The sequence below is a fragment of the Phocaeicola salanitronis DSM 18170 genome (genome assembly GCF_000190575.1).
GTDB lineage: Bacteria > Bacteroidota > Bacteroidia > Bacteroidales > Bacteroidaceae > Phocaeicola > Phocaeicola salanitronis.
On the sequence record NC_015164.1, the window covers coordinates 712,941 to 736,605 of the forward strand.

19 protein-coding genes are annotated in these 23,665 nt (G+C 48.8%); 11 read left to right on the forward strand and 8 right to left on the reverse strand.

Going from position 1 to position 23,665, the window contains the following annotated elements; all coding sequences use genetic code 11:
* Positions 1-2 precede the first annotated feature (2 nt).
* Genes pyrI through BACSA_RS03385 form a run of 5 tightly spaced genes read left to right on the forward strand, consistent with a single transcriptional unit; the run spans position 3 to position 3,829 of the window.
* Complete coding sequence (pyrI, locus tag BACSA_RS03365) at positions 3-461, forward strand: aspartate carbamoyltransferase regulatory subunit (RefSeq protein WP_013616716.1); 459 nt, start codon at positions 3-5, stop codon at positions 459-461.
* Positions 462-468: 7 nt separating this feature from the next.
* Positions 469-1,035, forward strand: coding sequence for a flavin reductase family protein (locus BACSA_RS03370; RefSeq protein WP_013616717.1), 567 nt, complete (start codon positions 469-471; stop codon positions 1,033-1,035).
* A gap of 10 nt (positions 1,036-1,045) precedes the next feature.
* Positions 1,046-1,774 carry a porin family protein gene (locus tag BACSA_RS03375; RefSeq protein ID WP_013616718.1) on the forward strand — a complete coding sequence of 243 codons (729 nt, stop codon included), beginning with the start codon at positions 1,046-1,048 and terminating at the stop codon, positions 1,772-1,774.
* Positions 1,775-1,806: 32 nt separating this feature from the next.
* On the forward strand, positions 1,807-3,087 hold the full coding sequence (glyA, locus tag BACSA_RS03380) for a serine hydroxymethyltransferase (RefSeq protein WP_013616719.1): 1,281 nt from the start codon (positions 1,807-1,809) through the stop codon (positions 3,085-3,087).
* Between the two features lie 22 nt (positions 3,088-3,109).
* Positions 3,110-3,829, forward strand: coding sequence for an OmpA family protein (locus BACSA_RS03385; RefSeq protein WP_013616720.1), 720 nt, complete (start codon positions 3,110-3,112; stop codon positions 3,827-3,829).
* A 125-nt stretch (positions 3,830-3,954) separates the two neighbouring features.
* Here BACSA_RS03385 and BACSA_RS03390 read toward each other — a convergent pair whose 3' ends face one another.
* The 8 genes from BACSA_RS03390 to BACSA_RS03430 all read right to left on the reverse strand — a co-directional run bounded on the left by BACSA_RS03390 (position 3,955) and on the right by BACSA_RS03430 (position 14,472).
* The gene (locus BACSA_RS03390) at positions 3,955-4,383 is read right to left on the reverse strand and encodes an amino acid-binding protein (RefSeq protein ID WP_013616721.1); all 429 of its coding nucleotides are present in this window, start codon (positions 4,381-4,383) and stop codon (positions 3,955-3,957) included.
* 12 nt (positions 4,384-4,395) lie between these two features.
* On the reverse strand, positions 4,396-5,694 hold the full coding sequence (locus BACSA_RS03395) for a phenylacetate--CoA ligase family protein (RefSeq protein WP_083802639.1): 1,299 nt from the start codon (positions 5,692-5,694) through the stop codon (positions 4,396-4,398).
* Between the two features lie 150 nt (positions 5,695-5,844).
* A complete protein-coding gene (locus BACSA_RS03400; protein ID WP_013616723.1) occupies positions 5,845-6,234 on the reverse strand; it encodes a GtrA family protein in 390 nt (129 codons plus the stop codon).
* Positions 6,235-6,350: 116 nt separating this feature from the next.
* Positions 6,351-8,108, reverse strand: coding sequence for an aspartate--tRNA ligase (aspS, locus tag BACSA_RS03405; RefSeq protein ID WP_013616724.1), 1,758 nt, complete (start codon positions 8,106-8,108; stop codon positions 6,351-6,353).
* A 281-nt stretch (positions 8,109-8,389) separates the two neighbouring features.
* On the reverse strand, positions 8,390-9,079 hold the full coding sequence (locus BACSA_RS03410; protein WP_013616725.1) for a murein L,D-transpeptidase catalytic domain family protein: 690 nt from the start codon (positions 9,077-9,079) through the stop codon (positions 8,390-8,392).
* Positions 9,080-9,568: 489 nt separating this feature from the next.
* On the reverse strand, positions 9,569-10,849 hold the full coding sequence (locus BACSA_RS03415; protein WP_013616726.1) for a peptidoglycan DD-metalloendopeptidase family protein: 1,281 nt from the start codon (positions 10,847-10,849) through the stop codon (positions 9,569-9,571).
* Positions 10,850-11,005: 156 nt separating this feature from the next.
* Positions 11,006-12,673 carry a formate--tetrahydrofolate ligase gene (locus tag BACSA_RS03420; protein WP_013616727.1) on the reverse strand — a complete coding sequence of 556 codons (1,668 nt, stop codon included), beginning with the start codon at positions 12,671-12,673 and terminating at the stop codon, positions 11,006-11,008.
* A 1,460-nt stretch (positions 12,674-14,133) separates the two neighbouring features.
* Positions 14,134-14,472 carry a HigA family addiction module antitoxin gene (locus BACSA_RS03430; protein ID WP_013616728.1) on the reverse strand — a complete coding sequence of 113 codons (339 nt, stop codon included), beginning with the start codon at positions 14,470-14,472 and terminating at the stop codon, positions 14,134-14,136.
* A 355-nt stretch (positions 14,473-14,827) separates the two neighbouring features.
* Here BACSA_RS03430 and trxB point away from each other — a divergent pair, with 355 nt between their 5' ends.
* The 6 genes from trxB (at position 14,828) to BACSA_RS03465 (ending at position 23,627) form a co-directional block, all read left to right on the forward strand.
* Positions 14,828-15,775, forward strand: coding sequence for a thioredoxin-disulfide reductase (gene trxB / locus BACSA_RS03435; RefSeq protein ID WP_013616729.1), 948 nt, complete (start codon positions 14,828-14,830; stop codon positions 15,773-15,775).
* Between the two features lie 277 nt (positions 15,776-16,052).
* Positions 16,053-18,869, forward strand: a complete 2,817-nt coding sequence (locus BACSA_RS03440; protein WP_041583865.1) for a M16 family metallopeptidase — start codon at positions 16,053-16,055, stop codon at positions 18,867-18,869.
* 173 nt (positions 18,870-19,042) lie between these two features.
* On the forward strand, positions 19,043-20,530 hold the full coding sequence (locus BACSA_RS03445; protein WP_013616731.1) for a DUF5687 family protein: 1,488 nt from the start codon (positions 19,043-19,045) through the stop codon (positions 20,528-20,530).
* Between the two features lie 247 nt (positions 20,531-20,777).
* Complete coding sequence (locus tag BACSA_RS03450) at positions 20,778-21,491, forward strand: ABC transporter ATP-binding protein (protein WP_013616732.1); 714 nt, start codon at positions 20,778-20,780, stop codon at positions 21,489-21,491.
* A gap of 22 nt (positions 21,492-21,513) precedes the next feature.
* On the forward strand, positions 21,514-22,020 hold the full coding sequence (locus tag BACSA_RS03455) for a C40 family peptidase (protein ID WP_013616733.1): 507 nt from the start codon (positions 21,514-21,516) through the stop codon (positions 22,018-22,020).
* A 377-nt stretch (positions 22,021-22,397) separates the two neighbouring features.
* Positions 22,398-23,627: an LL-diaminopimelate aminotransferase gene (locus BACSA_RS03465; protein ID WP_013616734.1), complete on the forward strand. Its 1,230-nt coding sequence runs from the start codon at positions 22,398-22,400 to the stop codon at positions 23,625-23,627.
* Positions 23,628-23,665: the final 38 nt, after the last annotated feature.

Consider the following 23,665-nt stretch of genomic DNA (forward strand, 5'->3'; position numbering starts at 1 on the left):
ATATGAGCAATAAGAAAGAATTACAGGTAGCCGCTTTGGAAAACGGTACCGTTATCGACCATATACCTTCAGATAAGTTGTTTACCGTAGTGTCCTTGCTCGATTTGCAACACATGGATAGCAACATTACCATCGGGAACAATTTTGAGAGCAAGAAACTGGGGAAGAAAGGCATCATCAAAATTGCCGGCAGGTTCTTTTCCGATGAGGAAATAAGCCGTCTTTCGGTCGTTGCCCCAAACATGAAACTGAACATCATCCGCAACTATGAGGTGGTGGAAAAGAAAGAAGCCGTTATGCCCGATGAACTGAAAGGCATCGTGCGGTGCAACAACCCCAAATGCATCACCAACAACGAACCGATGCAGACATGGTTCCACTTGGCAGACAAGGAACACGGCATATTGAAATGCCATTATTGCGAAAAAGAGCAACAAGTGGACAACATTAAACTAATCTGATAAGACAATGAAGCAAGACTGGAAACCAGGCACAATGATTTATCCCCTTCCGGCTGTACTCGTGAGTTGCGGGAGCACGGAAGAGGAATACAATATCCTGACGGTAGCATGGGTAGGGACAATTTGCACGAACCCGCCTATGTGTTATATCTCAGTCCGTCCGGAACGCCATTCCTATCCGATATTGAAAAAGAATATGGAATTTGTCATCAACCTTACGACAAAAGACATGGCATACGCAACGGACTGGTGCGGCGTACGTTCGGGAAAAGATTACAACAAGTTTAAAGAAATGCATCTGACTCCGGGAAAAGCATCGATGGTAAAGGCGCCGGTTATTGAAGAATCCCCCCTTTGCATCGAATGCCGGGTGAAAGAAATCATTTCCCTTGGCTCACACGATATGTTTATTGCAGATGTGGTAAACGTAAAGGCTGATGATAAATACTTAGATTCAGAGACCGGGAAATTCGATATGGAAAAGGCGAACCTGCTGGTCTATGAGCATGGAGGATATTATGAAACGGGAAAGAAAATAGGTAAGTTCGGCTGGTCGGTCGAAAAGAAAAAATAATCCTTGCACCATGAGAACGAATGTCTTGATACTGTTATGCATTTTGTGGAGCATCGGATTCTCCGGAAAAGCCCGGGCCGCTTCGCGGAATGCCGAAGGTGATCCCAAGGTAAATATCGGTATCAAGGCTGGATTTAACTCATCCATGTTCATTATTGACCGCATTTCTATAGGAGGTACCGAGTTGGGAAATATTCAAAACAACTATAAGGTCGGTTATTTCGGAGCTTTTTTCTGCCGGTTTAACATGAAGGGACATCATTTCATGCAAACTGAATTATCCTATAATGTTTCAAAAGGAAGCATTTCAATCCCCAGTAGCGCAGAAAATATTTCTTTGCTTCAAGACAATGCTTTAGTAAAGACAGACATTCATTCTATAGATATACCTTTGCTTTACGGATATAAGTTTATAGATAAATATCCGTATGGGATGGCATTCTTTGCCGGTCCTAAGGCAGCTTATATTTGGGAAAAACATAGTGAAAGCGAATATTCCGGATTTTATCAACAAGGCATCCATGAAGAAATAAGGCCATTTATTTTCAGCGGAGTCGTGGGATTGTCTGTTAATGTTTCAAATATCTTTTTTGATTTCCGTTATGAAATCGGGCTGCACAATATGGTTCGTTCCGTATCTTTTGACAAAGACTTGACGGAAACACCTTACGATACACAGGATCTTTCATTGAAACGACGCAGGAACGTATTGAGCTTCTCCGTCGGCGTTATATTTTAAGCATCGAATTATTAATTAAAAGAAATAGGAATATGAAAAGAGACGATTTAATTTTCGACATCATCGAGAAAGAACACCAACGTCAGTTGAAAGGTATTGAGCTGATTGCTTCCGAAAACTTCGTAAGTGATGAAGTAATGCAGGCAATGGGTTCATGCCTGACCAACAAATATGCAGAAGGTTATCCCGGCAAACGCTATTACGGCGGATGCGAAGTGGTAGACCAAAGCGAACAAATCGCAATCGACCGTGTAAAGAAAATATTCGGGGCAGAATGGGCAAATGTACAACCTCACTCGGGAGCACAAGCCAATGCAGCTGTATTTCTCGCTGTACTGAATCCGGGAGACAAGTTCATGGGGTTGAACCTGGCACATGGCGGCCACTTGTCTCATGGCTCGGCTGTTAATACATCGGGCATCATCTATACTCCTTGTGAATATAACCTGAACAAAGAAACCGGCCGTGTAGATTATGACCAAATGGAGGAAATCGCCCTTCGCGAACATCCGAAGATGATTATCGGCGGCGGTTCGGCTTACTCACGTGAATGGGATTACAAACGAATGCGTGAAATAGCCGATAAAATCGGTGCAATTCTAATGGTAGATATGGCTCATCCTGCCGGACTGATTGCAGCCGGATTGCTGGATAACCCGTTGAAATACGCACATATCGTAACATCTACCACACATAAGACATTACGTGGGCCACGTGGCGGTATCATCCTGATGGGAAAGGACTTCCCTAACCCATGGGGCAAGAAAACGCCGAAAGGTGAAATCAAGATGATGTCTCAATTGCTTGACTCGGCTGTATTCCCCGGCATACAAGGCGGTCCGTTGGAACATGTCATCGCAGCAAAAGCCGTTGCGTTCGGTGAAATCCTGCAGCCGGAATGGAAAGATTACGCCATGCAAGTGAAAAAGAATGCGGCGACTTTAGCGCAAGCGTTGATAGACCGTGGCTTTTCTATCGTATCGGGAGGTACAGACAACCATTCAATGTTGGTAGACTTACGCACTAAATATCCTGACCTTACCGGTAAGGTGGCTGAAAAAGCTTTGGTTGCAGCCGATATTACGGTAAACAAGAACATGGTTCCGTTTGATACACGCTCGGCATTCCAGACTTCAGGTATCCGTTTGGGAACTCCGGCTATCACCACCCGTGGCGCAAAAGAAGACTTGATGTACGAAATCGCCGAAATGATTGAGACGGTATTGTCGAACGTAGAAAACGAAGAAGTGATAGCATCGGTACGTGCGCGTGTAAACGACACGATGAAAAACTACCCGCTCTTCGCATATTAAAAACAACATAAAAACAAAGCGTATGAAAAAGACAAGTTGTATGGCTATTCTATTAAGCGGATGCTTGATACTTAGCGGATGCGGAAGTTTGAATAATACGGCTAAAGGCGGTATGATAGGAGGCGGAAGCGGTGCGGCTTTAGGTGCCCTTATCGGCGGCATTGCCGGGCATGGAAAAGGTGCGGCAATCGGTGCCGCCGTAGGTGCCGCCGTTGGTACAGGCGCCGGTGTATTGATTGGCAAGAAAATGGATAAAGCTGCTGAACAAGCTGCACAAATCGAGGGTGCAGAGGTAGAACAAGTAACCGATAACAACGGTTTGCAAGCCGTAAAAGTTACATTCGATTCAGGCATCCTGTTTGCGACCAGCAGTTCTGATTTAAGCACATCTGCCAAATCGGCTTTGAGCAAATTCGCCAACAATGTCTTGATTCAGAATCCGGACATGGATGTGGCTATCTACGGTTATACCGACAATACCGGCTGGAAAAACAGCACTGCAGAACAAAGCGTACAAAAGAATCTGGAACTTTCGCAATCACGTGCACAAAGTGTATCCAATTATTTGCGTGAATGCGGAACAACAACTTCACAAATCAAGACAGTAGAAGGTTTAGGCGAAAGCAATCCGGTTGCAGACAACAGCACTGAAGCGGGCCGCCAAGAAAATCGCCGTGTAGAAGTGTATATGTACGCCAGCCAGCAGATGATTCAAGCCGCTGAAGCCGGAACATTGCAATAAAAGAGCGTTGAAGTAGAAAAATAATACCATTTTCACAACACTCCAATAGAAAACAGAGGGGCAAAAACACGGAGAATGAATTGGAAAGCTTTGTGTTTTTGTCCCTCTGTTTTTCCGATAAAGAATCACGCCATTTCCAGCAAGCGCTTTTCTTCAATGTAATCCAAGTCTTTATCTAAAATGACCTGGTATGTTTTTTCAGCGTCATCGGTGCGGAATACTAAAATACCTTTCCCCGAGAGCAGGAATGAATAGAGATAAGAAATGCCTATTCCTGCCTCGCTAAAGCTACGAATCGCATCAGCCGCACATCCGGGTTGGTTATCAAGCATAATGGCAAATACATCTGAAAGGTTTGCCGCTATGCCTGCCTGCTTTAATGTATCATACGCCCGCATAGGCTCCGAACAGATAATGCGATAGATACCGTATTCTACAGTATCGGATATGGTGGAAGCAATAAGCTGAATACCGGCATCCTTTAGTAATTCGAGAACTTGAAGCAGTGTTCCTGACTTGTTTTCTACAAATACGGATAATTGATGGATAGTCATATTAGTGTCTGTTTATATTAATGTTTTTCTTAAATCTTTTACGCGCACGGCCTTGCCTTCCTGTTTGGGCAGGCTTCCTTTGGGCACAAGTTTCACACGCGGAGTGATAAGTATTTCGTCTTTTAGCTGACGGGTTATTTCCTTTGTCAGGCGTTGCAAGAAACCGTAGTCATCGGTAAAGTCGTTAAGTTCCACTTCCACGGTCATTTCATCATTCGCCTCTAAATTGGTTAGGGTGATAAGGTACTCGTTACCCAATTCCTTGAATTGCATTAAGATGTTTTCTATCTGGATGGGGAAAATATTCACGCCTTTCAGTATCATCATATCGTCGCTTCGTCCCTTCATGCGGTCCAACCGTTTGTGATGGCGTCCGCAAGGACAATCACCCGGCAAGATGCGGGTCAAGTCACGTGTACGATAGCGCAACAAAGGCATTGCTTCACGGTTAATGGTAGTCAATACCAATTCTCCGATTTCCCCTTCGGGCACAGGCTCCAGCGTATCGGGGTTAACGATTTCTACAATGTAATAGTCTTCCCAGATGTGCAGCCCATTTTGTTCAGGGCATTCAAAAGCCACACCCGGACCGCACATTTCCGACATGCCGAACGAATTATACGCTTTCACTCCCAGCATATCCTCAATGCGCCTGCGCTGCTCGTCCGAATGCGGTTCGGCTCCGATAATCAACGTGCGAAGTTTTGTGTCACGGCGCGGGTCAATCCCCATTTCTTCCATCACTTCATAAAGCCGTCCCGCATAACTCGGAATAGCATGCAAAGCGGTTGTCCCGAAGTCTGTAATAAACTTAATCTGGCGTTTGGTATTCCCTGCGGCTGCGGGTACGGTAAGCATTCCCAGGCGCTCTGCCCCGTATTGGAATCCCAACCCTCCCGTAAACATGCCGTATCCAGATGAGTTCTGGAAAATATCCCCTTTGCGTAATCCTACCATATACAGGCAACGTGCTACAGCATTCGCCCACTCGTCCAAATCGTGCTGGGTATGAAGAATAACGGTTGGTGTGCCTGTTGTCCCGCTGGAAGAATGCAAGCGCACCACTTTTTCCAATGGAACGGCAGAAAGCCCGAAAGGATAGTGCTCGCGCAAATCTTGCTTGGTAGTAAACGGTATCTTCTGCAAGTCGTCTAATGTATGTATATCTTCTGGTTTCAGCCCTATTTCAGCAAAACGCTGCTTATAAAAAGGAATACACATACACCGTTGTAAAGTCTGTTGCAGCCTCTCCATCTGGAGCCGGTTGATTTCCGACCGAGGCATAGTCTCCAGTTCCGGATGTAAATACATAGATTCGTGTTTCATGGTCTTATCATTATCTTTTTCTGTGAACAAAGATAGTAAAAAAAGTGAAATGCCGAGAGTAAATCATGGAAATATAAAAGCCGGCTAACCCGAAACGGATTAGCCAGCCTTTATTTTTATCTTCTGTCCATAATGTCAGCGAAAGGTGATATGCCGGTTGGTCATGAAATTAACCGCGCCATAAATAAAAAGCCCTAAGAACTGAGCCAGATATTCATTGCAATGAAGCAACTCGACCAACATCAGGAGGAACAGAAACTGGGTAGTATATGCCAACAGGAAAGCGCCTGCAAAAAACAGCACCTGATGCCAAAAGCTGTTCCTCTTATCATCCGTTTCTAAAGGGAATATCCAATATTTGCACCAAATGAAATTATGAACCTGCGCAATGATATAAGCAATGATGTTCGCTATAATATAACTTTCCCCCTCAATGTGCATCAATAGCCATACTACTAATGCCGTTATCAGCGCATTGAGCGTTCCTACTATCGCGAAGCGAATAATTCGCACAGATTCTTTCATGTAGTTTATTATCAAATTTGAACACAGAGACACAAAGCCACAAAAAATTTTGTTACGGCAAATAAAAAACTCTGTGTCTCCGTGTCTCTGTGTTCAATTTATCAGTCAGTTGCCACTTATTCTTTAATATCCACTTTCAATTGTAACTCGTCCAATTGTTTTTGGTCAAGGAAACCCGGAGCGTCTAACATCACGTCACGGCCCGAATTGTTTTTCGGGAAAGCAATGCAGTCACGAATAGAGTCAAGCCCTGCAAAGAGCGATACCCAGCGGTCGAGACCGTATGCCAAACCTCCGTGAGGCGGCGCGCCGAATTTGAACGCATTCATCAGGAAGCCAAACTGCTCCTGGGCTTTTTCAGGAGTAAAGCCCAAAATTTCGAACATCTTTTCCTGCAAAGCCGAATCGTGAATACGGATAGACCCCCCTCCTACTTCTACACCGTTGACAACCATGTCATAGGCATCGGCACGTACCGAAGCAGGGTCGGTATCCAACAACGGAATATCCTCGTCTTTCGGATGTGTGAACGGATGGTGCATTGCCATCAGGCGGCCTTCTTCTTCACTCCATTCAAACATGGGAAAGTCTACCACCCACAAGCATGCAAACTTGTCTTTGTCGCGCAATCCCAATTGATTACCCATTTCCAAACGCAACTCGCAAAGTTGCTTGCGGGTTTTCATGACATCGTCTCCGCTCAAAATGAGAATCAAATCGCCAGGTTTCGCGCCGAACGCCTCTTTCACTTGCTGAAGGACTTCCTGGCTATAGAACTTGTCAACACTCGATTTCACATTCCCGTCTGCTTCCACGCGGGCATAAACCATGCCCTTCGCGCCGATTTGCGGACGTTTTACGAACTCTGTCAGCTGATCGAGCTGCTTACGGGTATAGTGAGCGGCACCCTCGGCACAGATACCGCCGATATAAGCCGCATTGTCGAATACAGAGAAACCGTATCCTTTCAGAATATCCATCAGCTCGACGAACTTCATGCCGAAACGCAAATCAGGCTTATCGCTTCCGTAATACTTCATGGCATCCGCCCACGGCATCCGCTGGAACGGTCCGGCCAGTTCCACGCCACGAAGTTCTTTGAACAAATGCTTCGCCATGCCTTCGAACATCTGAATGATGTCTTCCTGCTCTACGAAACTCATTTCGCAGTCTATCTGAGTAAACTCAGGCTGGCGGTCGGCACGCAAATCCTCGTCACGGAAACATTTTACAATCTGGAAATACCGGTCGAATCCCGATACCATCAACAATTGCTTTAATGTCTGGGGCGATTGAGGAAGCGCATAAAACTGTCCCGGGTTCATACGGGAAGGAACCACAAAGTCGCGGGCGCCTTCTGGAGTAGACCCGATCAGCATCGGAGTTTCCACCTCGAGAAATCCTTTGCTGTCCAGATAACGGCGCACCTCCATGGTCATACGGTGACGGAGTTCCAAATTCTTGCGAACGGCAGTACGGCGCAAGTCAAGGTAACGGTATTTCATCCGAAGGTCATCCCCTCCGTCAGTATTATCTTCGATTGTAAACGGAGGCGTCTGCGCCGCATTCAGGATATTCAATTCCGACACGATGATTTCAATGTCTCCCGTAGGGATATTGGCGTTTTTGCTGGAACGCTCGCTTACCGTGCCTTTTGCCTGAATCACATATTCGCGTCCCAAATGATTGGCACGCTCGCAAAGCTCGGCATTCACTTCCGTATTGAAAACCAGCTGGGTGATTCCATAACGGTCGCGTAGATCGACGAAGGTCATCCCTCCCATTTTACGTGAGCGCTGTACCCAACCGGCAAGCGTCACATTTTTGCCTGCATCGGCGAGCCGGAGCTCACCGCAAGTATGACTTCTGAACATATTTTAAACGTTTATAAATCTAAGTTTCACTAAAAGTTAGGCAAAGGTAGCACTTGTTTTTGACTTATGCAACAGATTCGCCTCAGAAGCTGTTTTGAATTTATCGTGCGATGATTTGGGATGAGTTTTTGAGGCATTTTCGCTTCTGTGATGAGGAAGATAGCGGGCTATCTGACGAAGAACAGGAGCGAAAAGGACCAAAAAATCGCCCAAAGCACACACGAAAACGGATACATCAAGCCAAGAAAACTTTTTGGAGAAATTCAAAACAGCTTCTCAATTCAAATCGTATGCAAAACGGTGCTTTGAGCCAAATAATCGGGCTTATCGGCGTAAATATACATCACGCTCCCGCCCTTAATGGCGTCAATAATGGGACGCGAGAGCTTTTCCGGAACCGCCGGGCATCCGAAGCTACGTCCCAGCCTTCCCCCATTGCGGATAACCGAAGGATTGGCGTAAGCGGCACCATGCACCACGATGGCACGCCGGCGCGCATGGTCGTTTATCCCCTTCTCCAGCCCCTCTAATATCAAAGAATAGCCGTTCTTGCCCTGGTAAGTAGATTCGGTCAGATAAAATCCCAACGAGCTTTTCAGCGAACCGTCTTCGTTAGAAAAAGAAGTGGCATAGTTATTCCCGCTGTTTTTCCCATGCGAAACGACCGACGAGAAAAGCATCTTCTTCCGTTTCATGTCGAACACGTACAGGCGCTCTTGCGTGGAAGGCTTCGAGAAATCAATCAAAGTCAACACTTCCCGCTTCCGTTCCCCGATGCGGTAATACCCCGTCACCGCCTGGCGGAAAGCGGTATAATCCACCCTCCCCTCCAGGTCCATCTCGCGGTATAACTGAAGGCAGCGGTCAGGCACTTTCACTTGCGGGACTTCTTTTTCCCCTTCCGCCCGGTTAAAGGTAGAACCGGATGCGGCGCCCACGAACATACAAATAAGCAAAACGAAACGCAACATTAGAAATCTTTTTTGGAAATAACGGGCGCAAAGATACTAATTTTTAATGAACTAAGTAAGCGTACAAAATTAAATGATACGATCAGAACACAGATTTTCGCGGATTAACGCAGATTAAGGAATAATAATCCGCGAAAATCCGTGTGAATCCGCGTTTCCGGACTGACAGATTATATAAAGAAATGAAGAGGCTGTATCAAAATATAGTCAATCAGAAATGAATTGCGAAAAATCATTTGTCATGCTGAACGAAGTGAAGCATCTCGGATGCGCCCACGTGGATGTACACGAGATCCTTCACGTTCGTTCAGGATGACAATACATCAAGATTTTTTCGCAAACCAATTTTGTTTTACTATAAAAATTGAATATCCGTATTTCACCCAATTGCCCCTACATGGGATGTTTGCGGATATTCAATAAATAAAAAACGGCTGTCAAAAAGTAATTTCAGTTTTGATACACCCTTACCAATTTTGTGCTACCATATCATTGCACATGCCGGGATGTATCCGCCTTCACCTCAATCCCCCGGAGCACCCGGAGCAAGGAGTCGCGGACGATGGCAAACTGCGGGCGGTTGGCATCACTTATCGGCTTTTTGGGCTGCGACTTGATGGTAAGCGGATTGACGGGCGTGCCGTTATCGTAAACGCGGAAATCGAGGTGAGGGCCCGTAGACAAGCCCGTGCTTCCCACATAACCGACGATTTCCTTCTGCTTCACTTCCGAACCTACCTTGATGCCTTTGGCGAAACCCGACAAGTGCATATACGTAGTGGTATACCGGCTGTTATGGCGTATCTTCAGGTAATTGCCCGCACCGCCCGCCTGATACGCCTTGGCTATCACCTTTCCCTTTCCGATGGCATAGACGGGCGTGCCTTTCGGAGCGGCATAGTCAACCCCATGGTGAGCCCTGTACCTGCGCAATACCGGATGGAAACGGCTGTTCGAGAAACGGGACGAAATGCGGTAATAGTCCAGCGGAGCCTTCAGGAACTCGCCTTCCAGGCTGTTCCCGTCGGCGTTGTAATAGAGTTCCTCGCCGTCCTGCACAAAGGGAATGGCGTAATACGTGCTGTCGCCGTAGGCAAACGAAGCCGCCAGGACGTGGAAGTTCTGCAGCTCCTTTCCCTCTACGGTCTCTTGCTCGTACCACACGCGGAACTCGTCTTCCTTCTGCAGGCCGAAAAAGTCGATGCTCCACCCGAAGATGTTCGAAAGGTCGAGCGCCAGCTGGGGATTCGTGCCGCTTTGCTGCATCGCCACCCATAGCGACGATTCTACCTTCCCGCCTACCGTCTTGCGTTCCCACGTCACGGGATTCTCCCCGCGTGTCACCCGGTAGTCCTCGCGCAAGTCGAAGACGATGTACGACTTCGGGCTTTCTTCGTAGACGAAATAGGCTTTTTGCGGAATGCTGTCTTCCGTAGAGAACACCGCATACGCCTGCCCCTCCCGTATCTTACGCACGTCGAACACCCCCTTGGCGCTTTCCGTCAGCCGATGCACGTCCGCCAGCGACAAACCGTGCTTCCGAAGGATGACAGAAAGGTTTTGCCCCGGCTCTACAATCCCATACTGAATCTGATAGTCCGAAACGGGTATCCCGTACTTGCGCACGATGTTGTCCACTTCCGCCGAGTCGGTCACTTCCACCTCGTCCAAAGGCTGCGCCAGGTAGTTCATGTACTGCCTTACTCCGACAATGCCTGAAAACACGGCTACAACGATGCCTGCAATGATGTATCCTCTTCGTTTTTTCATTTCTTTCTGATTTTAGAACACAGAGGCACAGAGACACGGAGAAATAAATATAGAGAAGGCAAAGTTCACAGAGCCAACCTTTTTTCCGTGAACTCTGCTCTCTCAATAAATAAAACTCTGTGCCTTCGTGTCTCTGTGTTCAATCAATTCTCTATTTTACGATAATCCCTCTATTTCCCCGTTCACGATGTCGATATGCAACGCCTGAGGCTCTTTGGGCAATCCCGGCATCCGCATAATCTCACCCGCTACGACCACCAGCATTTCCGCCCCGGCATTCAGCACGATGTCGCGCACGTGGAACTCGAAGCCTTTTGCCACGCCGTACAGCTTCGGGTCGGTAGAAAACGAATACTGGGTCTTGGCGATGCAGACGGGGAACGTATCATAACCCAACGACTCCGCCATCTTGATTTTCTTCCGCGCCGTGATGCTGTAGGTCACTTCCGCCGCCCCATACAGGCGGGTAGCCACCTTCGCAATCTTCTCTTCGATGCGGTTGGCGTCTTCGTATGCGAAACGCAAGGGCTGCGAGGGATGCCGCTCGATGGTGTCTGCGACCAGTTGCGCCAGCTCCACCGCTCCCGCGCCTCCTTCGGCAAAGGCGTTGTTGACGGCAAATCCCACGCCCAGCTCTTCGCAATGGCGGCGCACCAGCGCGATTTCCTCTTCGGTATCGTTCGCATAGCGGTTGAACGCCACCACCACCGTCTGCCCGAACGAACGCAGGTTCCCGATGTGCTTGTCCAGATTGGCAAAACCTCTCTGCAAGCCCTCCATATCCGGTTCCTTGATTTTGTCAAGGCTCACGCCGCCGTGCATCTTCAACCCCTGTGCCGTAGCGACGATAACGGTCAGCTTGGGCTGAAGCCCCGCCTTGCGGCACTTGATGTCGTAAAACTTCTCCGCACCCAGGTCGGCGCCGAATCCGGCTTCCGTCACCACATACTCGCCGAAGGTCATAGCCAGCTTGGTAGCCAGGACGGAATTGCATCCGTGGGCGATATTGGCGAACGGGCCGCCGTGGACGAAAGCGGGCGTATGCTCGGTGGTCTGCACCAGATTGGGCGCAATGGCGTCCTTCAGCAATACCGTAATGGCTCCCGCCACGCCCAGATCCTTCACGGTAAAAGGCTTGTTGTCGACGGTAAATCCCAGCAGGATATTCTCGATGCGCCGGCGCAGGTCCGCCTCGTTTTTCGCCAGGCAGAGAATCGCCATGATTTCCGATGCCGGCGTGATGTCGAAGCTCGATTCGCGGGTGATGCCGTTCGACTTTCCTCCCAGCCCCGTGACGATATACCGCAAGCCGCGGTCGTTCACGTCCAGCACCCGGTTCCACAACACTTCCTTCATGGCGAAACCGTTGTCCTGGTTCTGGTACATATAGTTGTCGAGCAAGGCGGCAATCATGTTATGCGCCGAAGTGATGGCATGGAAATCGCCGGTGAAATGCAAATTGATTTTCTCCATGGGGAGCACCTGCGCATATCCGCCTCCGGCGGCTCCTCCCTTCATGCCGAAACACGGTCCGAGCGAAGGCTCGCGCAGGGCGCAGAAAGCTCTCCGTCCGATGCGGTTCAGCCCCAAGGCAAGCCCGATAGATACGGTGGTCTTGCCGATGCCGGCCTTGGTCGGGGTGATGGCGGTCACCAATATCAAATTGCTTTGCTTCACCTTTTCTTCGTCAATCAACTCCTCCGAGACTTTTGCCATATACCTCCCATAATGGTGCACATAGTCTGTCGGAATCCCATAATTCTGGGCTACCTGCTTGATTTTCATCAGCTCAATGCTGCGAGCTATTTCTATATCTGACTTCATATCCAATAATTTTAAAAAAACGAAGCGCAAAGATACGAAATTTCTTTCAAATCCCCGCTAAAAAACGGATATACCGCATCCGCAATTCATGCGCCGCACGGTATGGATCTGTGCATTGCCCTCCTTCCTGCACCGTTTCCCGCCCGGTTTGCTTATCCCCTTTTCCCTCTCACGTACAAAGGTAAGCATTCTTTTCCACACGGCAATGGATTTGAAACGGGCGAATGTAAAAATCTGTTAATACAATGCGGACTGTTTACATGTACCTCTGTAAATCAGCAAGATACGAGAATAAATATACTGCTGGATCAGGTTGCAAATCATTTTCAAGATCTAACAATCTAACATCTAACAATATAACAATAACGTTTTACCAATCTGTGCGCCCGAGAAAGAATGAGTATTACAATATAATATTATATATATAAATATATATATATATATTTATATATATAAAATATTTATGTTATATTTCCCCATTCGTCTTCATTTTCTCATAAACGTTATTGTTAGATGTTAGATTGTTAGATTGTTAGATGTTATACGTCTTTGCTACATGCAATTGTAAGGATTGTAATTGTAATCAACTGTAATCAATTTCAGGAAACTTACAACTTACAGTTACAATCCTTACAATTACGTTTATCGTTTTTACGGTCTCGTGGCAGAGAGAAAAGTGTTTATAAAATTTATATATATAAATATATATATTTATATATATAGTATATTATGTAATTCTTTCTTCTCTTTCCGCTCGCTTTCATAAACGGTAATTGTAAGGATTGTAACTGTAAGTTTTTGCAGATGCAGCTATAATGAATACATCATGCATCTATATGCACAGCCCGATACATATAGCTGCGAGCCCGTGCAAATACCTGTGTTTCACCGGCTTAAAGCACACGGTTGAAAAATAATCCGCCAATTGTCCATTATCCATTGTCAATTGCTCTTTGCCAATTGAAAAATTTTTCGTATCTTTGTGAAGTGAATCCTCCCTCACTCCCTCCCGGCTCACACCGTTTCTGTAGACGATGTGCACATCGTCTCTACGATGATAGCGCAAGGCAATAACAACCTGCCTTGAAAGTAGGTTATCTCTGAGATAAGGTAGTTTCAAACCACCCTATCTTTGAGACGAGGTTGTTTCAAACAACCTCATCCACGAGATGACCTTGGTTGAAACAAGGTCATCGGAAAGATGATAGGAATTGAAATCATACTGTGCGCAGGGGTGTCGTTTCAACCTATACCCCTCTTGCATCCGTCCGTAAGACGAGGTCGTTTCAACCGGCCTCATGTCCGTGGGATGAGGTACCTTGAAAGTACCCTATCCCTGAGATAAGGTGATTTCAAACCACCCTATCTTTGAGACGAGGTAATTTCAAATTACCCTATCCCGCAGGATGACCTCACTTGAATTAAGGTCATCGGGAATACGATAAGAGTTGTACGGTTTTTCAGAGAACCGCGACCGACTTGCGTATGTTCTCCAATATGGCGGAAAGTTTGTTGTCCCGCCGGGCTGCCTGCATATTATAGTCAGTCTGCAAACCGAGCCATATCGTTGCGGCAATCCCTGTCGCAGCCTCGATTTTCAATGCCGTATCAGTGGTTATCGGACGTTTGCCGTTGATTATCTCGTTGAATGCCGTATAAGGCATACCGATTATCCCGGCAAATTTTCTTTGCGACATTCCACGTGCCTGCAATTCATCCTTGAGCATTTCTCCCGGATGTATAGCCACCGCACATACCAACTCGTCGGGAGCGTAGATTTTCTTTGCTGTTGCTTCCATATCACGCTTATTTATAGTGGTTACACAAAGATAATGCTTTTCCGTGGAATATCCACAAAAATAGTGAATCTTAATAATAGCTAAGTAGATGTTGAGAATCAGTTTATATAATGGTCAGCCCAGAAACGCAGATTTTCGCGAATTATTATTCTAATCATCTTGTTCTTAATCTGCGTTAATCCGCGAAAATCTGTGTTTCTGATAATATCATTTCATTTTGCATACTTACTTATACAATAAAAACAACTCTGTGTACCTCTGTGGTGAAATAATACAGAAAACCTGTTTTTTTCCAGAAAAAACGCTATCTTTGTTTCGAAAAACAAACAAACAGACACATAAAAACGAAATGAATATGGCAACAGAACATGTGAAATGCCTGATTATCGGGTCAGGCCCTGCCGGCTATACGGCAGCTATCTATACCAGCCGCGCCAATATCGCGCCGGTGCTTTACGAAGGCCTCCAGCCGGGCGGCCAGCTCACCATCACCACCGAAGTGGAGAACTTTCCCGGCTATCCCGAAGGGGTTACAGGACCGGTGCTGATGGACGACCTGCGCAAGCAAGCCGCACGCTTCGGAGCCGACATCCGTCCGGGCATCATCGTCAAAGCCGACCTGAGCAAGGCTCCTTATACCTTCGAGACCGATGAAGGCAAGGAAATCAGCGCCGACACCGTCATTATCTCGACCGGCGCCACCGCCAAATACCTGGGGCTGGAAGACGAAAAGAAATACGCCGGCATGGGCGTGAGCGCGTGCGCCACCTGCGACGGGTTCTTCTACAGGAAGAAAACCGTAGCCGTTGTGGGCGGAGGCGACACGGCGTGCGAGGAAGCCATCTATCTGGCGGGACTGGCAAAGCAAGTCTACTTAGTGGTGCGCAAGCCCTACCTGCGCGCCTCGAAAATCATGCAGGAACGGGTGTTAAGCCATCCCCACATCCAGGTGCTCTTCGAACACAATGCCGTAGGGCTGTACGGCGAAAACGGCGTGGAAGGAATGCACGTGGTGAAACGCATGGGCGAGCCTGATGAGGAGCGTTACGACGTGCCTGTCGACGGTTTCTTCCTCGCTATCGGACACAAGCCGAACTCGGACATCTTCAAGCCGTGGGTAAAGACCGACGAGACGGGTTATATCCTGACCGAAGCCGGAACGCCCCGTACGGGCATACCGGGCGTGTTTGCCGCCGGAGACGTGGCCGACCCGCATTACCGCCAGGCGATTACCGCCGCCGGAAGCGGATGCCAGGCGGCTATCGAAGCCGAACGCTACCTCTCGGCAAACGGGATGTTATGATTCGGATAGTTGAAACACAGATTTCCGCAGATTTTTATTGAACACAGAGACACGGAGACACGGAGAAATAAATATATGAATGTCCGCATTTTACCAATAAACTGTAGGGGCAGGGTTTGCCAGCCCGAAAACATCCACCTGGACGCATACGGGCGGGCGAACCCCGCCCCTACATTGGCTAATGGCGGACATTCATTAAAAATAAAACTCTGTGTCTTTGTGCCTCTGTGTTCTATCCTGTTTTTCGCGGACCCATTTTATTATACTCATTTTTATCATGAAAAAGTTTTTTAGAAAAGCGTTTATCGCCGTGTTCCTCCTCGGGAGCACGGGCACGGCATTTGCCCAGCAGATGCCTCCTGTCCCTACCGACCCTGACGTACGGATAGGCAAGTTAGCGAACGGACTGACCTATTACATCCGGCACAACGGACTGCCCGAGAACCAGGCAGACTTCTATATCGCGCAAAAGGTAGGCTCCATCCTGGAAGAAGACAACCAGCGCGGGCTTGCCCACTTTCTGGAGCACATGTGCTTCAACGGCACCCAACATTTTCCGGGCACCAGCCTGCGTGAATATTTAGAGTCTGTCGGCGTAAAGTTCGGCGCCAACCTGAACGCCTATACCTCGATAGACGAAACGGTGTACAACATCAGCAACGTGCCCGTCACCCGTGATGGGGTTATCGACTCCTGCCTGCTCATCCTGCATGACTGGGCAGACGGCCTTACCCTCGACCCGAAAGAAATAGACAAGGAGCGCGGTGTCATCCACGAAGAGTGGCGCACCAGCCTGGGAGCGATGATGCGCATGTACGAAACGGCATTCCCCACCCTGTTCTCGGGAAGCAAATACGCCTACCGCCTGCCCATCGGAACCATGGAGGTGGTAGACAATTTCCCGTATCAGGCCTTGCGGGATTACTACGAGAAATGGTACCGTCCCGACTTGCAGGGCATTATCGTAGTGGGCGACATCGACGTAGACCAAATCGAAGCCAAGATAAAGAAATTGTTCAGCCCGATCCAGATGCCGGCTAATCCGGCGGAACGCACCTACTTCCCCGTGCCCGACAATAAGGAACCCATCGTTTCGGTTAACAAGGACAAAGAGCAGGAAATCACGCAAATCATGGTGTTCCACAAGCACGAGCCTTTCCCAGCCGAGATGAAGAACACCGTAGGCTATCTGGCATATTCATTCATGGACTACGCGATATCCCACATGCTGAACGCGCGCCTGCAGGAACTCCTGCAAACCGCCACCCCTCCATTCATCAACGCCGGCGTGCAAGACATGGACTTCATCCTCGCCAAGACCAAGAAAGCCTTTACCGGTGTGGCTATCTGCAAGGAAAACGGCATCGGGACAAGCCTGAAAGCCCTGACGCGCGAAATGGAGCGCGCGCGCCGGTTCGGATTTACCGCCAGCGAATATGCCCGTGCGAAAGCCGATTACCTGAGCAATCTGGAGAACGTGTACAATGAACGCAACAAGATGCGCAACGAGCAGTTCGTTGACCAATATGTATCCAACTTCATCGACGGAGAGCCTATCCCGAGCATCGCCTACGAATACGCCACGATGAACCAGGTGGTTCCGAACATCCCGCTGGAAGGCGTGAACGGCCTTTACAAACAACTGGTGAACGATACCAACATGGCGGTATGCCTCTTCTGCCCGGACAAGCCCGGCATGAGCTATCCCACCAAGGAAGACATCCGCAAGGCATTGGCAGAAGTGCGTGCCGAAAAGCTGGAAGCGTATGTAGACAAGGTGTCCGACGAACCGCTGATGCAGGAAAAGCCAGCCGGAGGAAAGGTCGTAACTACCGAAAAGGGACAATACGAATCGACCGTCCTGACCCTGAGCAACGGCGTGCGTGTGGTGCTGAAGCCCACTAACTTCAAGGCAGACGAAATACGGATGCAGGCGTTCAGCGCAGGAGGAAACTCCTTGTTCGATGATAAAGACGCCCTGCAATTCAAGGTGCTCGACGACGTCATCTCATTGGGCGGATTGGGCAACTTCAACGCTACCGACCTGCAAAAGGTATTGGCGGGCAAGGTGGTCTCGGTATCTCCTTCGGTGCGCACCCTGAGCGAAGCCGTAAACGGAAGCTGCGCGCCCAAAGACCTGGAGACACTGCTCCAGCTCACCTACCTTACCTTCACCGCTCCGCGTGCCGACCAGGCCGCCTTCGAATCGTTCAAGACCCGCATGAAAGCCGCGCTTGCCAACCAGGAAGCCAACCCGAATACGGCGTTGAGCGATACGGTGACGAAAATGCTATACGGAGACAATCCGCGCGTCATGCGCCTGAAAGCCGATAAGGTGGACCAAATAGACTATGCCAAGGTCATGGAAATGTATAAAGACCGCTTTGCGGACGCAAGCGACTTTACGTTCATCTTCGTGGGCAACATCAATCCGGAGACCGCCACGCCGCTTATCGAGACCTATCTGGGCGGATTGCCCGCTACGGGACGCAAGGAGAACTTCCGCGACGTGAACCTCAACATCCGCAAAGGCGAATGGAGAAACGTCTTCCACAAAGAGCTGCAGACCGAAAAGGCGACCGTCCTCATCGTGGAAAGCGGGACTTGTGACTACACGCTGAAGAACAAGCTGATGATGAGCATGCTCGCGCAACTCCTCACCATGGAATATACCGAAACCGTACGCGAGGAAGCCGGAGCGTCATACGGCGTAGGCGTGCAAGGCGACCTGAGCAAATACCCGAAACCGGAAGGCGTATTGCAAATCTATTTCGATACCGACCCCGGAAAACGGGCGGACATGAGCGCGCTTATCGACAAGGGCATCAATGATTTCATTTCCAACGGGCCGAAGGCGGAAGAGCTTGCCAAAGTGAAAGAATACATGCTGAAGACCTATGAAGCCAACCAAAAGGAGAACGGATACTGGATGGGGCTTCTGCACGACTATCTATGGGAAGGCATGGATTCGCGCACCGGATACGTTGACTTGGTGAACAGCATCACGAGCGCCGACCTCCAGCAATTCGCCAAAGCGTTTGCAGCTCAAAAGAACCGCATCGAAGTGAGCATGACTTCGGGCGACATTAACTGATAAGCAACTATTCATAATTAGCTTATATAATGTGTCGGCTCAGAAACGCAGATTAACGCAGATTTTCGCAGAATATTATTCTAATTATCTGTTCTTAATCTGCGCTAATCTGTGAAAATCTGCGTTTCTGATAATATCATTTAATTTTGCCCACTTACTTAGCTGAAATAAATATGACACACCTGTTCTTCGATATACGAAAATTACACAAGCTTGACGAAAAGCGAAGCCCGATGTTCGAGAAGAACCGCTTCGCCAAAGTCATGGTATATCTCGGAATCGCGTTTTGGGCAGCATACCTCGTCTTGTTCGGGGTATTGCTGCCCTCGGCTTTTTCCGAAGGCTTCCCCGGCATGGAACCCTACCATATCCTCAACAAAGGCCTGCTCATTGTGCTGGCACTCGATTTTCTGGTGAGGTTCCTGTTCCCTACTCCCATTCAGGAAGTCAAGCCTTTCCTCTTGCTTCCCATACCGAAACGGAAAATCATGACGGTACTCCTGATGCGCGAGGCGGTAAACCCCTTCAACCTGTTCTGGCTTTTCCTTTTCGTGCCTTTCGCCCTGCTGAGCGTCACCCGCTTCTACGGGCTGGCGGGCATACTGGGATATGCCGTGGGCGTATGGCTCCTCACCGTGATGAACAGCTACTGGAGCATGCTCATCCGTGTATTGAAGCGCCAGAAGTTCGCCTACATTTGCTGGTGCCTGCCTGTTTACGGGATACTTGCCCTGCTGGAGTTCCTTCCCGGCACGCATTGGGTAAGCACCTTCACGATGAACTGGGGCGAAGGTTTCATCCTCTGGAATCCCCTCGCCTTCCTCGGCGCATTAGCGGGCATCGGGCTGATGGGGTTCATCAACTACAAGGTGCAGCTCCATCTTATTTATAGCGAACTCTCGCGTGTGGAAGACACCAAACTGAAGAAAATCAGCGACTACAGCTTCCTCGACCGGTATGGGAACGTGGGCGAATACATGCGCTTGGAACTGAAGATGCTTTTCCGCAACAAGACCCCCCGGAGCCAGTTCTGGGGATTCATCGCCATCATGGTGATGTTTGCCGTAGCACTGGCTTTCGATGTCTACGAAGGAAGCTACATGAACAATTTCATCTGCCTGTATTGCTATTGCGTCTTAGGGCTGATTACATTAAGCCAGGTCATGGCGATAGAAGGGAATTACATCGACGGGCTGATGGTGCGCCGGGAAAGCGTGTACAACATGCTCCGCGCCAAATACTACGTGCAATGCGCCCTCCTTGCCATCCCCTTCATCCTCTGCCTGGTCCCGGTATTCCGGGCGACGATTCCCCTGCTCATGGTGGTTTCTTACGGCCTGTTCACCATGGGGATTGTCTTCCCCGTCACGATGCAGATGGCGGTGTACAACGACAAGACCGCACCGCTCAATACGGGCGTGATGGGGAAACGCCAGAACAACAACGTGTACCAGACGGTCATCATCCTCGCCTCATTCACCGTCCCGCTCCTTATCAACCGTGGGCTGGAATTGCTTTTGGGAAGTACAGGCGGCTATATCGCGATGGGCATGTTAGGCTTGGCAGGCTTCTTGACCCACCGCTGGTGGATAGGCAACATCTACACCCGCTTCATGGCACGAAGATACCGCAACATGGAAGGGTTCAGGAATACAAGATAACCCACTGAAGTAAAACAAAATTGGTTTGCGAAAAATGGAATGGAACACAGAGACACAAAGGCACAGAGTTTTATTTTCAATTTTACAATTTACGAAGTACAATTAAATCATTGAAATCGTATATCGTATATTGAAAAATAAATTTTTCTCCGTGTCTTTGTGCCTCTGTGTTCAACATAAAGGCATTACACCGATTCTCGCAATTCATTTCTGATTGACTATACAAACTTAAAAACTCAAAAAACTCATGGAAATAACTCTCAATAACCTGAAAAAGAAATACGGCGAACGCACCGTACTCGATATCGATTCCTACACCATCCATACCGGTGAAATCCTGGGACTGGTGGGTAATAACGGAGCGGGGAAAACCACCCTCTTCCGCCTTATTCTCGACCTCTTGAAAGCCGATGAAGGCAACGTATGCATCGGGGATATCGAAGTGAGCCAAAGCGAAGCGTGGAAAGACATTACCGGCGCTTACATGGACGAAAGCTTCCTTATCGATTATCTTACTCCTGAAGAATATTTCTATTTTGTAGGAAAGATGTGCGGGCTCGACAAGGCAACCGTAGACGAACGTCTTGCACCCTACGAACGCTTTATGAACGGCGAAATCTTAGGGCAAAAGAAACTCATCCGGAACTTCTCGGCGGGCAACAAGCAGAAGACGGGCATCCTTGCCGCCCTGCTTAACCGCCCCCAGCTCTTGATTCTGGACGAACCGTTCAATTTCCTCGACCCCAGCTCGCAATCCGCATTGAGGCACCTGCTTCAAGCCTACAACCAAGAAACGGGCGCCACCATCCTCGTGTCGAGCCATAACCTGACCCATACGATAGAAATCAGCACCCGCATCGCCCTTTTGGAGCACGGGAAAATCATCCGCGACATCACGCCGATAAACGAAGATGCCAAGCACGAGCTGGAAAGCTATTTCGAAATCGGAACCGAAGAATGACAAGTAAACCTATAGCACACCCATGAAAAAGCAAATACTCCTCATCGCGGCACTCCTCGCCTTCCTCACCTCCTGCGGCACACGCGCCCCACACTACGATTACCGCGAGCTGGCACAAGCCGCCCTACGCCTTAATATGGACATCGGCATGGAAGACAACCACCGGCTTTATGTCGAATCGGCACGCTGGATAGGCGTGCCCTACCGTGCGGGCGGAACCTCCAAACGGGGCGTGGACTGTTCGGGGCTTACCGGCAATATCTACCGCAAGGTGTACCACAAACGGCTGGAACGGAACTCCGACCGCCAGCGCACCGAGAATTGCCGCAAGGTACGCAAAAGCAAACTGGAAGAAGGCGACCTGGTGTTCTTCCACAACGGGCGCAACAAGCGGCATGCCACCCATGTAGGCATCTACCTGAAAGAGGACCGTTTCATTCATGCCAGCACCAGCCAAGGCGTTATCGTAAGCAGCTTGGACGAGACCTACTACAAGCGTTGCTGGATGCAAGGAGGAAAGGTGAAATAAAATGCCTGCAACCGGTCCCGGTATTGAACACAAAGGCACAGAGACACGGAGGAAAATTTATTTTTCTGAATATCCGCAATTAGCCAATGTCGGGGCGGGGTTCGCCCGCCCGTATACGTTCACGTGGATGTTTTCGGGCAGGCAAACCCTGCCCCCACAAGTTATTGGTATAATGTACGATTTACTATTCCAAGAATTTAATTGTACTTCATAAATTGTAAAATCATAAATAAAACTCTGTGCCTTTGTGTCTCTGTGTTCCATTCTATTTCCGCAAACCCATTTTGTTTTACTATAATCTGCCCGATTCCGGCGGTTATTCCATAGATTTTTGTAACTTTGCACGCGAAAACAGGCTAACATAACCAGTATCCGATATGGCATTAGTAAACGAACATTTCCTGAAATTGCCGAACAATTACTTCTTCTCCGATGTGGAAAAGAAAGTCAATTCGTTCAAGGTCACGCATCCGAAAGCAGACTTAATCCGCTTAGGAACAGGAGACGTTATCCTTCCGCTCCCTCAAGCCTGCATCGAAGCCATGCACCGTGCCGTAGACGAAATGGGGCATGAAAGCACATTCCGCGGATATGGTCCAGAAGCAGGGTATCCTTTCCTTATCAATGCCATTATCAAACACGATTATAACCCGCGCGGCGTACACCTGGAGCCAAGCGAAATCTTCGTGAGCGACGGAAGCAAAAGCGATACGGGAAACATCGGCGACATCTTGCGCCATGACAACAGCATCGGAGTGACCGACCCGATTTATCCTGTCTATATCGACTCGAACGTTTCGTGCGGACGTGCCGGCGAACTTCTGGCAGACGGGAAATGGAGCAACGTGGTCTATATGCCTTGCCTTCCGGAAAACGATTTCATTCCGCAACTCCCCAAACAGCGTGTGGACATTATCTATCTATGCTATCCCAACAATCCTACGGGCACCGTACTAAGCAAGGCAGAGCTGCGCAAATGGGTGAATTATGCATTGGAGAACGATACGCTTCTCATCTTCGACGGAGCCTATGAGGCCTATATCCAGCATCCGGACATTCCGCATTCGATTTACGAAATAAAAGGCGCCAAGAAAGTAGCGATAGAATTCCGGAGTTTCTCGAAAACCGCCGGCTTCACAGGAGTAAGATGCGGCTATACCGTCATTCCCAAAGAACTGACCGGAGGCACATTGGCGGGGAAACGGATTCCGCTCACCCCGCTATGGAGAAGGCATCAGGAAACGAAATTCAACGGCACTTCCTACATCACCCAACGCGGGGCGGAAGCCATTTATACACCGGAAGGAAAAGAACAGGTGAAAGCCCACATCCAGTATTATATGAACAACGCCCAACTCATGAAACGGGCGCTCACCAGCATCGGGCTGAAAACCGCCGGAGGAGAAGACGCGCCATACTTGTGGGTAAAGGCTCCCGACGGGCTTTCCTCGTGGAAGTTCTTCGAAAAACTATTATACGAAGCTCAGGTTGTGACCACTCCCGGTGTAGGTTTCGGACCGAACGGAGAAGGTTACCTGCGCCTTACGGCTTTCGGGAAAAAAGAGCGCATCCAAGAAGCCATGCAACGCCTGTGCCAATGTCTGTAAGCAACGAAATACAACATATTATAATAAGAAAACAACAA